The organism is Faecalibacter bovis, assembly GCF_017948305.1.
GTDB lineage: Bacteria > Bacteroidota > Bacteroidia > Flavobacteriales > Weeksellaceae > Empedobacter > Empedobacter bovis.
Window position 1 is genome coordinate 1,074,115 of sequence record NZ_CP072842.1, and the last position, 13,280, is coordinate 1,087,394.

The window sequence follows — 13,280 nt, forward strand, 5'->3', positions numbered from 1 at the left end:
CTGAACAAATTTAAACATTCACAACGACAAACTATGGTTTTATAAGTGGTCAAAATCTTAAATATTTTCACATCAATAGCGTGTTTAGTTAAATAAAATATCGTGTTATTAACAATATGAACAGTTTAGATAAACTTGCGTTAAATGTTAAAATTGAAACTGAATTGAGTCTAAATTTAGTTCAAAATCAAAACACTAAGAATGTATAAGACGCTATTTTTCTCTCTCTTTTTTCTGCTATCAATTTTTGGATATTCACAAACAATGATTTCTGGAAGTGTAATAATTGATGGATCTGAAGAATCCATTGCTGGAAAAAATATAATCGTTATAAATCATCAAACCAACAAAAGAGCATTGGTAGATGATGAAGGATTGTTTAGTATAGAAGTTGATTTGAATGATATTATTGAGGTGAAAAGTAGTTTAACTGTATCAAGAAAAATTAAAATTTCAGAAAATATTTTGTCTAAAAAATATGTTGAAATCCATTTAGATATTGAAACGATTGAATTAGCTGAAGCGAATATTCGGCCTTTAGATCCAAATCTTAAAAATAATATGAGCACTGAAGAAACGTCCGATTACAAGTTGAAAAAAGAATTGGGTTTCGATACGCAAGAGTTTAAGAAAGCAATGGTTGCTGAACATAAAAATGCAGCAGCTAGAAGAGCAATTACTCAAACAGGTGGTGTTAATTTATTAGGAATTGGGATGGCTATTTTTGGAGGAAAAGATAAACCTAAGCCACCGAAAGAATTAACAAATTTTGAAGTCACTCAAAAATTGAAAGACTATTATCCAGAAAGTTATTTTGTTAATAGCTTAACTATTCCTGAAAATAAGATACAAGATTTTGTTGCATTTTGTGTAAACAAATACAATTTTAGAGCTTTATTAAAAAAACAAGATTACGATATGATTGTGTATTATATGGAATTAGAAGCTCCAGTATTTTTAAGATTAATTAATTCTCAATCTTAGAATTTTTTGTGCTAATTCTTCCAATCATTAAAATTGAAATTAAACCAAAAGATATCATTGAAATTACTTGAGCTATATAAAGAATTAAACCAAAATAATCTCCAATCGCTTTTCCTTCGCTCTGTTGTCCGCCTGTTGCTAAGTATATAGCAGAAAATGCGATTGACATAATGTATGGATAAGCTAATCCACCAGAAACGGGTAAAATCATACCTAAAGATCCTGCAATTAAAAGGAAAAATCCTTCTGCAACACCAAAATGTGATGTGTCTGGAAAAGCAAAGAAGACAAGGTAAGTCATTAAGAAATAACTGATCCAAATTGCAAAGGAATAGAATACAAATAACCCACGTTTTTGTAATTTAGAAATGGATAATATTCCTTCCCAAAGACCTTGTAAAAAACCTAAAACTTTAAGATAAAGTCCAGTTTGCACAATTTTATTCCAAAAAGCTCCTACTAAAATTAATCCTATCAATAAGATTCCACCAGCGATATAAAATTTGGTGTAAGAAGGTTCTGTCGCAACGGCATTTGCATTTTCTTGATTACCTAATTCAACAAACTGAATCAGAGTTTCGTAATTGAAAATAAATGTTAATCCGAAAAATAGACCTAAAAATAAAACGTCAATTACACGTTCTAATACGATTGTCCCGAAAGATTTTTCGAACGGAACTTTTTCCATTTTGTACATAGAAGTCGCACGAGCCACTTCGCCACTTCGTGGAATAGTTAAATTCATGAAGTACGCAAATGCAATCGCCCAAAACCCAGATTCTGTTTTAGATTGATATCCCATAGGATGTAATAATAAATTCCATCGGGCAGCACGCAGCCAATAAGAAAAAATACTGATTACCATAGATGCGATAATCCAAAAATAATTGGCTTCGTTTAGGGCTAATAGTACCCTCCCAAAATCAATTTGCTTCACTGTTATTACGATAAAAAATATCGCTAACAATGAAGCAAAGATTAGGAAGAGCGATTGCTTTAATTTACTCTTCATAAGTTTTATATACGATTTAAAATCTAGTCTAAAAGATTATTCTCGTTAGGGAATACGATCGTAGGTTCGTAAGTTTTGGCTTCTTCAAAATCCATCATTGCATAGGTAATGATAATGATTGTGTCACCAACTTGTACACGACGTGCAGCAGGTCCATTTAAACAAATTTCTCCACTTCCTCGTTTACCTTTGATAATATATGTTTCGAAACGTTCACCGTTTTCTTGTACAACAATTTGTACTTTTTGACCAACAACCATATTAGCAGCATCAATTAAATCTTCGTCGATTGTGATACTTCCAATGTAATTTAGTTTTGCATCTGTTACTTTTACTCTGTGAATTTTAGAGTGAAATACTTCTATCATCATATTTGCAAAAATTGCGCTTTTATAGAGCTAATATTTTTATGCCGCTAATTTACGATTTTTTATTGAATTTTTAGAATTGAATATTGTCTATCAAACGAATATCTCCTGCATAAGCAACGATAAAACCTCTTGCAGGAATGTTTGGATTAAAGGAATCTATAGGTTGTAAATTCTCTTCATCTGTGATAGAAAAATATTCTAATTCGAATGTTGATTTCGCAAATGTTTGTTCAACAAATGAAATAATTTCAGCTGGCGTTTTACCTTCATTTTTTAAAGCAACAGCTTCTTTTAAAACTTGATAAATGAACGGTGCAGCTTCAAGATTTTCAGTAGTTAAACGCATGTTACGAGAGCTTAAAGCTAAACCATTATCAGCTCTGAAAATTGGCATTGGAACAACTTCAACATCAATTTGCTCTTGCTTTACCATTTCTTGAATGATACGGATTTGTTGGAAATCTTTTTCTCCGAAATATGCTTTCGTAGGATTTACAGCTCTAAATAATTTAGCAACTACTGTGGCTACACCATCAAAATGACCTGGACGAAATTCGCCTTCCATCACTTTATCAATTCCATCAAAATCATAAGACTTTGCAACTTCACCTTCATTATATAAGTCAGAAACTGGAGGTAAATACACAAAATCAACCCCGATTTCAGTTAATAATTGTATGTCCTTTTCCTCCGTTCGAGGGTATTTTTCTAAATCTTCAGGATTGTTGAATTGTGTGGGATTCACGAAAATACTTACTATGGTATAATCATTTTGTGTGATAGAAGCTTTAGCCAACGATAAGTGTCCGCTATGTAAAGCACCCATTGTAGGAAGAAATCCTATTGTTTTCCCTTCTTTTTTTAGGTTTTGTATAAAAGGCGTTAATTTATCCTTTTCTGTAAATACAACCATATCAATGTTGTTAAAAAAAAACTAATATAGGAGCAAAGCTACTATAAGCAAATAATATATCAACATTTTTTTGTAATTTTGTGCCTTATTTATTCATTAGGAAAATAGTATATAAAATATTATAAAATATTATGGAAGGAAAGCGCATATTGTATGTAACAACAGAAATGACTCCTTACTTTCCTGAAAATCCGATGTCGTCTCAAGCATTAGACTTACCAAAAGTGATGCAATCCAATGGAGCAGATGTTCGTATATTTATGCCTCGTTTTGGCGCAATTAACGAAAGAAGACATCAGTTACACGAAGTAATTCGTCTTTCAGGAATGAATATGATTGTGAATGATTTAGATCAACCATTAATTATTAAAGTTGCCTCTGTCCCAGGAGAAAGGTTACAAGTCTATTTCATTGACAATGAGGAATACTTCAAACGTAAGGACGTTTATGATACTGATGGAGTATTATGTTCAGATAATGATGAACGAGCTATTTTCTTCGCAAAAGGTGTTTTAGAAACGGTTAAAAAATTAAATTGGAAACCAGATGTAGTTCACGTAATGGGATGGATGTCTAGTTTAGTACCTACTTATTTAAAAGAGTATTATTCTGATGATCCTTTCTTCCAAGACGCGAAAGTAGTTGTTTCTTTATTTGATAATGGTTTTGAAGGTGAGTTAGATAATCAATTAGTTGAAAAATTAGCTTTTGACCAAGTTGATGGTAAAATCAAACAGTATTTAGAAAAACCTACACATTTAGGAATGATACAAGCTTCTTTAGAGTATGCAGATGCAGTTGCTAAAGGTGAAGAAGTAATTCCACAAGATGTAAAAGAATACATAGAAAGTAAGAATATTCTGTTATTAGATTTCTGCGAAAAAGAGCAATCTAAAGAGGTTTACAATACTTTTTATACGGAAGAGGTAATGAACTCTAATTAAATCAACCACTCTAAATTACAATGAAAAAAATTTTTAATATCCTACTTACGTCAGTTTTAGCACTTACAGTTGGTAGTACAATTGTTTCGTGTGAAGAAGAAACGTTAGGATTAGGAGGTGGATTAGTCGGTGGAGATGCAGAAGGAAATGTAGCTTCTTATGATGTAATCGCATACAATACATACTATGATTCGTTAAAAGCTGATCAAAAAGTATTGCAAAATGCAATATTAGGGGCTTATCAAGAGCCAATTTTTGGTAAAACAAAAGCTAATTTTATTTCGCAATTCAGAATGAACACTACAGGACCAATTTTTGGTAAAAACCCTTCTGTAGATTCTGTTCATTTATTTATTCCAGTTTATCATAATACAACTAAAGATTCTGTTATTACAGATACTTTAAATTTGAGTAAACCAGGTGTAAAACCAGAGGATACAGATACAATCTTAATTCGTAAAACGTATAAAGTAGATTCTATTTACGGAAACAAAGATTTAAATATGAAATTGAATGTGCGTGAAATCAACACGGTTTTATATTCAGATTCATCATATTATTCTAATCCAAATCATAGAGCGCAAGATCAAATCACAATCAATCCAACAATTTTAGGATCTAAGATTATTGGAGGAAAAGTGCAAAATATTACGATTAAACAGAAAGTAAGTACGTCTAATATCTACGAAGAAAAAGTTGGTTATAAAATCTCTTTAGATAAAGATTACTTCCAAACAAAAATTATTAATAACGAAAACACTGGATTATTAGGTGATTATGCAACATTTATTCGTCGTGTAATTCAGGGTATTGATATTTCAGTTGAGGAAGATAATGGGTTCTTATTTGCTTTTAATCCAAATCAATTGTCAATAAAAATGTATTATTCAAACGATTCTTCAACAGAAGGAGAGCGAAATAATACATCAGTAGATTTCTCATTCACAAACGTTTGGAGTAGCACAACTGGATACAATGTACAAGTAAATCAAATACATAATTCAGAAAAAGGTTCTGCTTTTGTAAGTAATTTAAATGATCCGAACAAGACAATTAACGGTTCATCTCGCTTATTTTTAAATGGAACTGACGGTACTCGCGTTAATGTTAAATTTATTGAAGATCAAATCAATCAATTAAAATCGAATGTAGCGGCTAATAATTGGGTAATTATCGGTGCTAAACTTCAATTTCATATTGATGAATCTTATAACTTCCCAAAACCAGGTTTTATCATGGCTTGGAACAATTACAAAAAAGATGGGAAGTATGTTAATGAATTATTTGATGACGTATTAGGTTTCTATAATGCTTATCCAAATAACGTTCATTTTAATCCTTTTGTAGGTGGAGATACTAAATATTATACGATTGATATTACAAAACATATCAAAAATATGGTAGAGTTTGGTAAAACTTACGAAGATCAAGAAATGATTGTTACGATGGGTAACTTCTTAATGGGAACATCAGATACATCTACTATTTTCTCTTCAAGTCCATTCTATAGAAATACCATCGCGAATCCTTATCGTGTTGTATTACATGGAAATGCAACAGAAGATTTAGAGAAAAAACTAAAACTTTTAGTATATTACACAAAAAAATAACAACAACTTAATATGTGTGGAATAGTTGGTTATATAGGACATCGTGAAGCGTATCCTATTATCGTAAACGGATTAAAGCGTTTAGAATATAGAGGGTATGATAGTGCTGGTTTAGTATTATCTACTCCAAATGGTTTTCAACTTGCGAAAACTAAAGGTAAAGTTGTTGATCTTGAAGAAAAGGCAGCAGATTTAGACAAGACTCCAAAAATTGGGATTGGACATACACGTTGGGCTACTCACGGAGTACCAAACGATGTTAATTCACACCCACATTTATCAAATAACGGAAGACTAGTTTTAGTACATAACGGTATTATTGAAAACTATGAATCAATCAAAAAGTTATTATCTGATAAAGGATATATTTTCCACAGTGATACTGATACTGAAGTTTTAGTAAATTTTATCCAATTATTCCAAGAGGAACAAAATTTATCTTTAACGGATGCTGTTCGTATGGCTTTAAATGAAGTGATCGGAGCTTATGCAATCGCAGTTTTAGATAATCAAAATCCTGATACAGTTGTTGTAGGACGTTTAGGAAGTCCTTTAGCTATTGGTATTGGAGAAAATGAATTTTTCGTAGCTTCAGATGCTTCGCCATTTATTGAGTTTACGAAAGATGCAGTTTATTTAGAAGATGGCGATATGGCTACAATTCGCTTAGGTGAAGAAGTAGATGTACGCACAATTCATAATAACGAACCAGTTTCTTTAGATGTTCAAGAATTACAATTAAACATCGAGGCGATTGAAAAAGGTGGTTACGAACATTTCATGTTAAAAGAAATTAACGAGCAACCACGTTCTATTCGTGATACTTTACGCGGTCGTTTATTAGTAGACGAAGGTGTAATTAAGATGGCTGGAATTTGGGATCACCAAGAAAAATTCTTAAACGCTAAACGTATCATCATCGTAGCCTGTGGTACATCTTACCATGCTGGTTTAGTTGCTGAATACATGATTGAGGATTTTGCTCGTATTCCTGTTGAGGTTGAATATGCATCAGAGTTCCGTTACCGTAATCCAATTATTAAGAAAAGTGATGTAGTTATCGCTATTTCTCAATCAGGAGAAACTGCTGATACTTTAGCTGCTTTAAAATTAGCTAAAGAAAAAGGTGCATTTATTTTCGGTATTAATAATGTTGTAGGTTCTTCAATCGCACGTATTACAGATGCAGGTGCTTATACACATGCAGGTCCAGAAATTGGTGTTGCTTCTACAAAAGCATTTACAGCTCAGTTAACAATCTTAGCTTTAATTGCTTTAAAATTAGGTAAACACAATGGACAATTATCAGCAGCACAATTTAACTTATTAACAAATGAGTTAGAGCGTATCCCAGATTTAGTACAACAAATCTTAGATAATTGTGAAGGTGTTGTTGATGCAATCGCAGAAAAATACAAAGACAATAGAAATGCAATTTACTTAGGTCGTGGATACAATTATCCATCAGCTTTAGAAGGTGCATTAAAATTAAAAGAGATTTCTTATATCCACGCAGAAGGATATCCAGCTGCTGAGATGAAACATGGACCAATCGCTTTATTAGACGAAAACATGCCAGTTATCGTTATTGCGACGAAAAAAGGTTACTACGAAAAAGTAGTTTCTAATATCCAAGAAATTAAATCTCGTTCAGCTAAAGTTATCGCTATCGTAAACGAAGGTGATGAGCAAGTTTCAGCTATGGCAGATGACGTAATCGTTATCCCTGAAACGGCAGAGGAGTTCTCTCCAATCTTAACTGCTATTCCATTACAATTATTATCGTACTGGATTGCTGTTAAATTAGGTAAAAACGTAGATCAACCTCGTAATTTAGCTAAGTCTGTAACTGTTGAATAATTTTTAACAATTATATATTTAAAAAAGGATAGCTTTTTGCTATCCTTTTTTTACGCCTTTTAATTAAAAAAAGTATATTTATAAATTATAGAATATAAGAAAATGTTTACCGGAATTGTTGAAAAAGTAGGAAAAGTAACTGCCATAGAAAAAGATCAAACGAATGTTAATTTTTGGATTGAATCTGAATTTACGAATGAGTTAAAAATTGATCAAAGTGTTGCTCATAACGGAGTGTGTTTAACAGTTGTTGATTTTAAAGATAATCAATACAAAGTAACTGCAATTCAAGAAACGCTTAATAAAACAAACTTAGGTACTTTAGAAGTTGATCACTTAGTTAATTTAGAACGTTGCTTACAATTTAATGGGCGTATTGACGGACACATTGTACAAGGACATGTAGACCAAACAGGTGTTGTAAAAAGTATAGTAAATAAAGAGGGTAGTACTATTATTACTATAAATTACGACGAAGCTTTATATGGAAATGTAACAGTGGAAAAGGGTTCAATATGTATCAATGGAATTAGTTTAACAGTTGTTGATAGTTCTATTGGCGAATTTTCTGTAGCAATTATTCCTTATACTTGGGAGTTTACAAATCTACACACACTAAAAGAAGGTTCTTTAGTAAATTTAGAATTTGATATTTTAGGAAAATACATTAAACGATTAATGGTTAAATAAAAGTGTATGTGGAAACGTTTTCGCATAATTCCTAACTCTCTCCCTATTAAAATTACACTCTATATGTTAGGAGTATTGCTCACAACTGCAGTTTTAATTTTAATCATTACTAACCGTCATTTTAACGAACAAACAAAACGTTATCACGAGGATATTTTAATGAAGAAGGAAAAAGCTGTACTTCTTTCAATAAATTATCTTTTAGACTCGTACCCAGAAGTAAACGAAGATAATATTGTTAAGGTTTTAGAAACTAGGATTCTTGAAATTAATGATATCCAAAAATTATCTATCGTAATTTATGACTTACGAGGAAATCAAGTCTTAACAACAGAAGCAAGAAATCCAAAATATCCAGTTCTTCCACAAAATATTTTAGATTCTTTAAACAAGAATGATCAATACATCGAATATGGAGAAGATTTAGATGACGAGCGGTCATATTACGCTTCCTATAATTACATCAAAGACGTAACTGAAACAAAGAAATTAGCGATAGTTGCATTGCCTTATGAAACGAATGATGTCTTTTTACAAGAAGACATGAATACGTTGATAGGAAGTTATGGAGTTGCTTTCGTATTTATTATTCTTTTAGGTGCTATTATGATTTATGTTGTAAGTAAAAACACCTTTAATCGATTAACATCTTTCGCAGATCGTATCAAAGAAACGGAAGTTATTACGAACAATTTACCCATTCTCTACGATAAAGATGATGAGATTAAATTGCTAGTTGATGCTTATAACGAAATGTTGATTAAGTTAAAAGATCAATCGGAATTACTAGCTGATATTGAACGTCAGGAAGCATGGCGAGAATTTGCACGTCAAGTTGCTCATGAAATTAAAAATCCATTAACTCCTATGAAGTTGATGATTCAAAATTATATGAGAAAATTTGAAACTGATGATGCTCTTTTAGATGAAAGAACTAAACGTACCGCAAGTATCTTGATGCAACAAATCGATACCATCGAATCTATTGCAGATGCATTTTCTGATTTTGCAAAAATGCCTTCTCGTAAAGATGAATTAATTGATGTTGTAGAAATTACAAAAAACACATTAGATATTTTTAATGTTCCAAATATTACCTTCACTTCATCTAAACCGGTTATCAAAATGTATTTTGATAAACAGTATTTGAATCGTATAATAACTAATATTGTTAAAAACGCGTTTCAGGCAATTCCACACACAAGAGAGCCAATTATTTTAGTCGATTTATCAATTAATAGAGACAAATTAGTGGTTATTATTGAAGATAACGGAAAAGGAATATCGGAAGAAGATAAAAAAGAAATTTTTAAACCACGTTTTACTACAAAATCAAGTGGTTCTGGAATTGGTTTATCAATGGTTAAAAAGATTATTGAGGATTATGACGGAGAAATAACTTTTGAAAGTACCGAAGACGTAGGAACTAAATTTATTATTCATTTACCTTATAATCATGAATAGAAAACCTTTTAAATTCAAGCAGTTTGATATCTATCAAGATCAAACAGCAATGAAGGTTGGAACAGATGGAGTAATTTTAGGAGCTTGGTCAAATTTAGAATCTGGAAACAAAATTCTGGATATTGGTACAGGTACAGGTTTAATTTCTTTGATGCTCGCGCAGCGTTTTCCTGAAGCTATTGTTGATGCAGTAGAATTAGACGATGATGCATTTATTCAAGCGCAAGAAAACTTTACGAATTCAAAATTTTCTGATCGTTTACAGGTTCAAAAAACAGCAATTCAAGATTTTATTTCAGATTATAAATATGATTTAATCGTAAGTAATCCGCCATTTTTTGTGATAAACGAAAAGGTAGAATTAGATGCACGAAAAAAAGCGAGGCAACAAGAAACTCTTACTTTTGATGATTTACTTTCCAAAACTGCACAATTATTAACCGAAAATGGAGTTGCTAGTTTTGTAATTCCTTATGATTTGGAAGCTAATTTCCTTCAAATTGCAAAAGAATTAAGTCTTTTTCCGTCAAAAATTGTTCGTGTAAAAGGCAACAAACAAGCTGAAGCTAAACGTAGTTTAATCAATCTAAAATTTAATTCTCAAGAAACAATTTTCTCAGAATTAATTGTAGAAATTGCTAGACATCAGTACACGGAAGATTATATCAATCTTACGAAGGAATTTTATTTAAAAATGTAAAAATGTCAATTTATCAAAACTATAAATCAACTTTTACTTCCGAAAATGTAATTAAATTCAATGATTTATTGAACAATATTGAGTTCGAGAAATTAGGTTTAACAGATTATAATCTGAATTATATTTTAGGAATGAAGCCTACTTTTTTCTATTACATTCAATTATTTGATTTTTCAGTGCAAGAATTTGTTTCTAAAAACGATTTTAAAGACAAATGGATTATAGATTTTGGTGGTGGTCATGGATTTTTAAGCCTTTATTTGAAGCTTTTAGGTTTTAAAGTAATCTATTGCGATTTTAACCCAAACTCTGTTAAAACAGCTCAGAAAATAGCTCAATCACTTGGTTTTGGTCCAGATTATTATGTAACTGGATCATCAGAAGATATTTTAAAGTTGGTTCGTCAGGAAAATTTAAATGTTGAGTATTTAATTTCTACGGATACAATTGAACATGTGTATGATTTGGATGAAATGTTTAAAAATTTAGTTCAAATCAACCCTAAAATCAAAATGATTTTTACTACTGCTTCTAATTTTGATAATAAAATTAAATCTAAAAAATTGCAAAAAGCAATGATTAAAGATGAGGTCGAAGATTTTATACCCAAGAGAAAATCATATATTTCAAAAAATTATTTAAACTTAAATGACGATGAAATTAATCTTTTAGCAGAAAAATCAAGAGGTTTACGATATGTAGATTTAGATGATTTTGTGAAATTTTATCAAGAATATAAGACTTTTCAGAAGATAAATATCGATTCTTATAATTGTTGTGAACCCGAATTTGGTGCTTGGACTGAACGAATTTTACCTTTAAATTATTACAAAAATCTTGGTGAAAAACATGGTTTGAAATTAGCTGTTGATAATAGTTTTTATTGTGAAATAGATAAAACTGGAATAAAAAAAATTATCGTAAAAGCTTTAAATTATTTTATTTTAAATAATCCAAAATACGGGATCAAATTAGCGCCAATTATAGTATTAAAATATCAATAAAAAAGAAGAGTCGATTTCGTAAGAAATCGACTCTTTATATTTAAAAATTAAGCTAATTTTAGATTAATGGTCCACCAGAAAGTAATTCTGGAGTTGCATATTCTGAAAATTTCTCAAAGTTCTTTTTAAATTTATCAGCTAATTCTTTCGCATTAGCTTCGTAAGCTTCAGCAGAATCAAAAGAAGTTGCTGGGTTTAATTTTTCAGCATCAACACCGTCAATAGCAACTGGAATTTCAAATCCAAAGAATTGATCTTTCTTGAATTCAACATTGTCTAAATCTCCGTTTAAAGCTGCATTAATTACGGCACGTGTATCTTTTAAAGACATACGTTTTTTCTGTCCGTTCCAACCTGTATTGATTAACCAAACATTAACACCAGTTTTCTCAACTTTATCGCTTAACATTTCAGCATATTTAGTTGGGTGTAACGGCATAAATGGTGCTCCAAAACAAGAAGAGAATGTAGTCTGAGGTTCAGTAACACCTGCTTCAGTTCCTGCAACTTTAGATGTATATCCAGAGATAAATAAGTAAGCAGCTTGGTTTGGATTTAACTTAGCGATTGGAGGGAAAACTCCGTAAGCATCAAACGATAAGAAGAAAATATTTTTAGGATTTTTACCTAATGATGGTTCAGCGATATTTTCGATGAAATCAATTGGGTAAGAAACACGTGTATTTTCAGTAATTTCAGTATTTTCAAAGTCAACTTCTTTAGTTCCTTCAAAGTATGCTACGTTTTCTAATAATGCACCTTCTTTAATTGCACCATAAATTTCTGGCTCACCTTCTGCAGATAAGTTAATTACTTTTGCGTAACATCCACCTTCAAAGTTGAAAACAGTATTATCATCAGTCCATCCGTGCTCATCATCACCGATTAAACGACGATTTTTGTCTGCAGATAAAGTAGTTTTACCTGTTCCAGATAAACCAAAGAACATTGCTGTATCTCCGTTCTCACCAGAGTTAGCAGAACAGTGCATTGGTAATGTGTTTTTATCAACAGGTAAGATAAAGTTTAAGGCAGAGAAAATACCTTTTTTCATCTCTCCTGTATAACCTGTACCACCGTTTAAAACGATTTTACGTTTAAAGTTTAAGATTGAGAAGTTGTGTTGTCTTGTACCATCAGTTTCAGGATCAGCAACAAACGTTGGAGCATTAATAATTGTCCATTCAGCATCACCAAAACTAGCTAATTCTTCAGCAGTTGGGCGAATAAACATATTATAGATGAATAAATTAGCTCCTGGAGTTTCGGTAATAGCTCTAATTTTAGTTTTGAATCTATCATCTGCGCAAGCAAAAGCATCACGAACATAGATGTCTTTTCCACTTAAGTGTGCAACAACTTTATCATATAAAGCATCAAATTTATCAGAGTCGAAAGGAATATTTATGTTACCGTCCCACCATACAGTTTCTTCAGTCAATTCATCTTTTACAATGAAACGATCTTTAGGCGAACGACCTGTAAATTCTCCAGTTAAGATATTAACAGCTCCAGATGAAGTTACTTCACCTTGACCAATCTCTACCATTCTTTCAGTTAATTCTTTAGGAGATAATTGATAATGTGCCGAGGAATTTTTAATTCCGTACTTTTCCAATTCTATGCTCATTTTTGTGATTTTATTATAGTTTTTTAGAATTTCGATAAAATTATCGTACAAATTTAAGCTAAATTATAATAATTTTTTTTGATTTATGTCATTAACTT

The 13,280-nt window shown here is 31.1% G+C and carries 12 protein-coding genes; 8 read left to right on the forward strand and 4 right to left on the reverse strand.

Annotation, left to right across the window (positions count from 1 at the left end):
• The first annotated feature begins 264 nt into the window (after positions 1 to 264).
• Positions 265 to 984, forward strand: a complete 720-nt coding sequence (locus J9309_RS05115; protein ID WP_230477461.1) for a hypothetical protein — start codon at positions 265 to 267, stop codon at positions 982 to 984.
• Here J9309_RS05115 and J9309_RS05120 read toward each other — a convergent pair.
• The 3 genes from J9309_RS05120 to panC all read right to left on the reverse strand — a co-directional run bounded on the left by J9309_RS05120 (position 968) and on the right by panC (position 3,280).
• Positions 968 to 1,996 carry a lysylphosphatidylglycerol synthase transmembrane domain-containing protein gene (locus tag J9309_RS05120; protein ID WP_230477462.1) on the reverse strand — a complete coding sequence of 343 codons (1,029 nt, stop codon included), beginning with the start codon at positions 1,994 to 1,996 and terminating at the stop codon, positions 968 to 970. The genes J9309_RS05115 and J9309_RS05120 overlap by 17 nt on opposite strands.
• A 23-nt stretch (positions 1,997 to 2,019) precedes the next feature.
• The gene (gene panD, locus J9309_RS05125; RefSeq protein WP_230477463.1) at positions 2,020 to 2,367 is read right to left on the reverse strand and encodes an aspartate 1-decarboxylase; all 348 of its coding nucleotides are present in this window, start codon (positions 2,365 to 2,367) and stop codon (positions 2,020 to 2,022) included.
• 70 nt (positions 2,368 to 2,437) lie between these two features.
• A complete protein-coding gene (gene panC, locus J9309_RS05130) occupies positions 2,438 to 3,280 on the reverse strand; it encodes a pantoate--beta-alanine ligase (protein ID WP_230477464.1) in 843 nt (280 codons plus the stop codon).
• Positions 3,281 to 3,411: 131 nt separating this feature from the next.
• Here panC and J9309_RS05135 point away from each other — a divergent pair, with 131 nt between their 5' ends.
• The 7 genes from J9309_RS05135 (at position 3,412) to J9309_RS05165 (ending at position 11,552) form a co-directional block, all read left to right on the forward strand.
• A complete protein-coding gene (locus J9309_RS05135; RefSeq protein WP_230477465.1) occupies positions 3,412 to 4,224 on the forward strand; it encodes a glycogen/starch synthase in 813 nt (270 codons plus the stop codon).
• A gap of 20 nt (positions 4,225 to 4,244) precedes the next feature.
• Positions 4,245 to 5,834: a DUF4270 domain-containing protein gene (locus J9309_RS05140; protein ID WP_230477466.1), complete on the forward strand. Its 1,590-nt coding sequence runs from the start codon at positions 4,245 to 4,247 to the stop codon at positions 5,832 to 5,834.
• A 12-nt stretch (positions 5,835 to 5,846) separates the two neighbouring features.
• Positions 5,847 to 7,694, forward strand: a complete 1,848-nt coding sequence (glmS, locus tag J9309_RS05145; RefSeq protein ID WP_230477467.1) for a glutamine--fructose-6-phosphate transaminase (isomerizing) — start codon at positions 5,847 to 5,849, stop codon at positions 7,692 to 7,694.
• A 102-nt stretch (positions 7,695 to 7,796) separates the two neighbouring features.
• On the forward strand, positions 7,797 to 8,384 hold the full coding sequence (locus J9309_RS05150; RefSeq protein WP_230477468.1) for a riboflavin synthase: 588 nt from the start codon (positions 7,797 to 7,799) through the stop codon (positions 8,382 to 8,384).
• Between the two features lie 63 nt (positions 8,385 to 8,447).
• Complete coding sequence (locus tag J9309_RS05155; protein ID WP_230477469.1) at positions 8,448 to 9,848, forward strand: sensor histidine kinase; 1,401 nt, start codon at positions 8,448 to 8,450, stop codon at positions 9,846 to 9,848.
• The gene (locus J9309_RS05160; RefSeq protein ID WP_230477470.1) at positions 9,841 to 10,548 is read left to right on the forward strand and encodes a tRNA1(Val) (adenine(37)-N6)-methyltransferase; all 708 of its coding nucleotides are present in this window, start codon (positions 9,841 to 9,843) and stop codon (positions 10,546 to 10,548) included. The genes J9309_RS05155 and J9309_RS05160 overlap by 8 nt, the downstream gene beginning before the upstream one ends.
• A 2-nt stretch (positions 10,549 to 10,550) precedes the next feature.
• The gene (locus J9309_RS05165) at positions 10,551 to 11,552 is read left to right on the forward strand and encodes a class I SAM-dependent methyltransferase (protein ID WP_230477471.1); all 1,002 of its coding nucleotides are present in this window, start codon (positions 10,551 to 10,553) and stop codon (positions 11,550 to 11,552) included.
• A 58-nt stretch (positions 11,553 to 11,610) separates the two neighbouring features.
• Here J9309_RS05165 and pckA read toward each other — a convergent pair whose 3' ends face one another.
• Positions 11,611 to 13,182 (reverse strand): phosphoenolpyruvate carboxykinase (ATP), encoded by a 1,572-nt coding sequence (pckA, locus tag J9309_RS05170; protein WP_230477472.1) that lies wholly within the window; start codon positions 13,180 to 13,182, stop codon positions 11,611 to 11,613.
• Positions 13,183 to 13,280: the final 98 nt, after the last annotated feature.

Excerpts from the sequence above, each read along its gene's own strand:
- J9309_RS05115 (WP_230477461.1), top strand. The coding sequence starts at position 265 with ATGATTTCTGGAAGTGTAATAATTGATGGATCTGAAGAATCCATTGCT.
- J9309_RS05120 (WP_230477462.1), bottom strand. The coding sequence starts at position 1,996 with ATGAAGAGTAAATTAAAGCAATCGCTCTTCCTAATCTTTGCTTCATTG.
- panD (WP_230477463.1), bottom strand. The coding sequence starts at position 2,367 with ATGATGATAGAAGTATTTCACTCTAAAATTCACAGAGTAAAAGTAACA.
- panC (WP_230477464.1), bottom strand. The coding sequence starts at position 3,280 with ATGGTTGTATTTACAGAAAAGGATAAATTAACGCCTTTTATACAAAAC.
- J9309_RS05135 (WP_230477465.1), top strand. The coding sequence starts at position 3,412 with ATGGAAGGAAAGCGCATATTGTATGTAACAACAGAAATGACTCCTTAC.
- J9309_RS05140 (WP_230477466.1), top strand. The coding sequence starts at position 4,245 with ATGAAAAAAATTTTTAATATCCTACTTACGTCAGTTTTAGCACTTACA.
- glmS (WP_230477467.1), top strand. The coding sequence starts at position 5,847 with ATGTGTGGAATAGTTGGTTATATAGGACATCGTGAAGCGTATCCTATT.
- J9309_RS05150 (WP_230477468.1), top strand. The coding sequence starts at position 7,797 with ATGTTTACCGGAATTGTTGAAAAAGTAGGAAAAGTAACTGCCATAGAA.
- J9309_RS05155 (WP_230477469.1), top strand. The coding sequence starts at position 8,448 with ATGTTAGGAGTATTGCTCACAACTGCAGTTTTAATTTTAATCATTACT.
- J9309_RS05160 (WP_230477470.1), top strand. The coding sequence starts at position 9,841 with ATGAATAGAAAACCTTTTAAATTCAAGCAGTTTGATATCTATCAAGAT.
- J9309_RS05165 (WP_230477471.1), top strand. The coding sequence starts at position 10,551 with ATGTCAATTTATCAAAACTATAAATCAACTTTTACTTCCGAAAATGTA.
- pckA (WP_230477472.1), bottom strand. The coding sequence starts at position 13,182 with ATGAGCATAGAATTGGAAAAGTACGGAATTAAAAATTCCTCGGCACAT.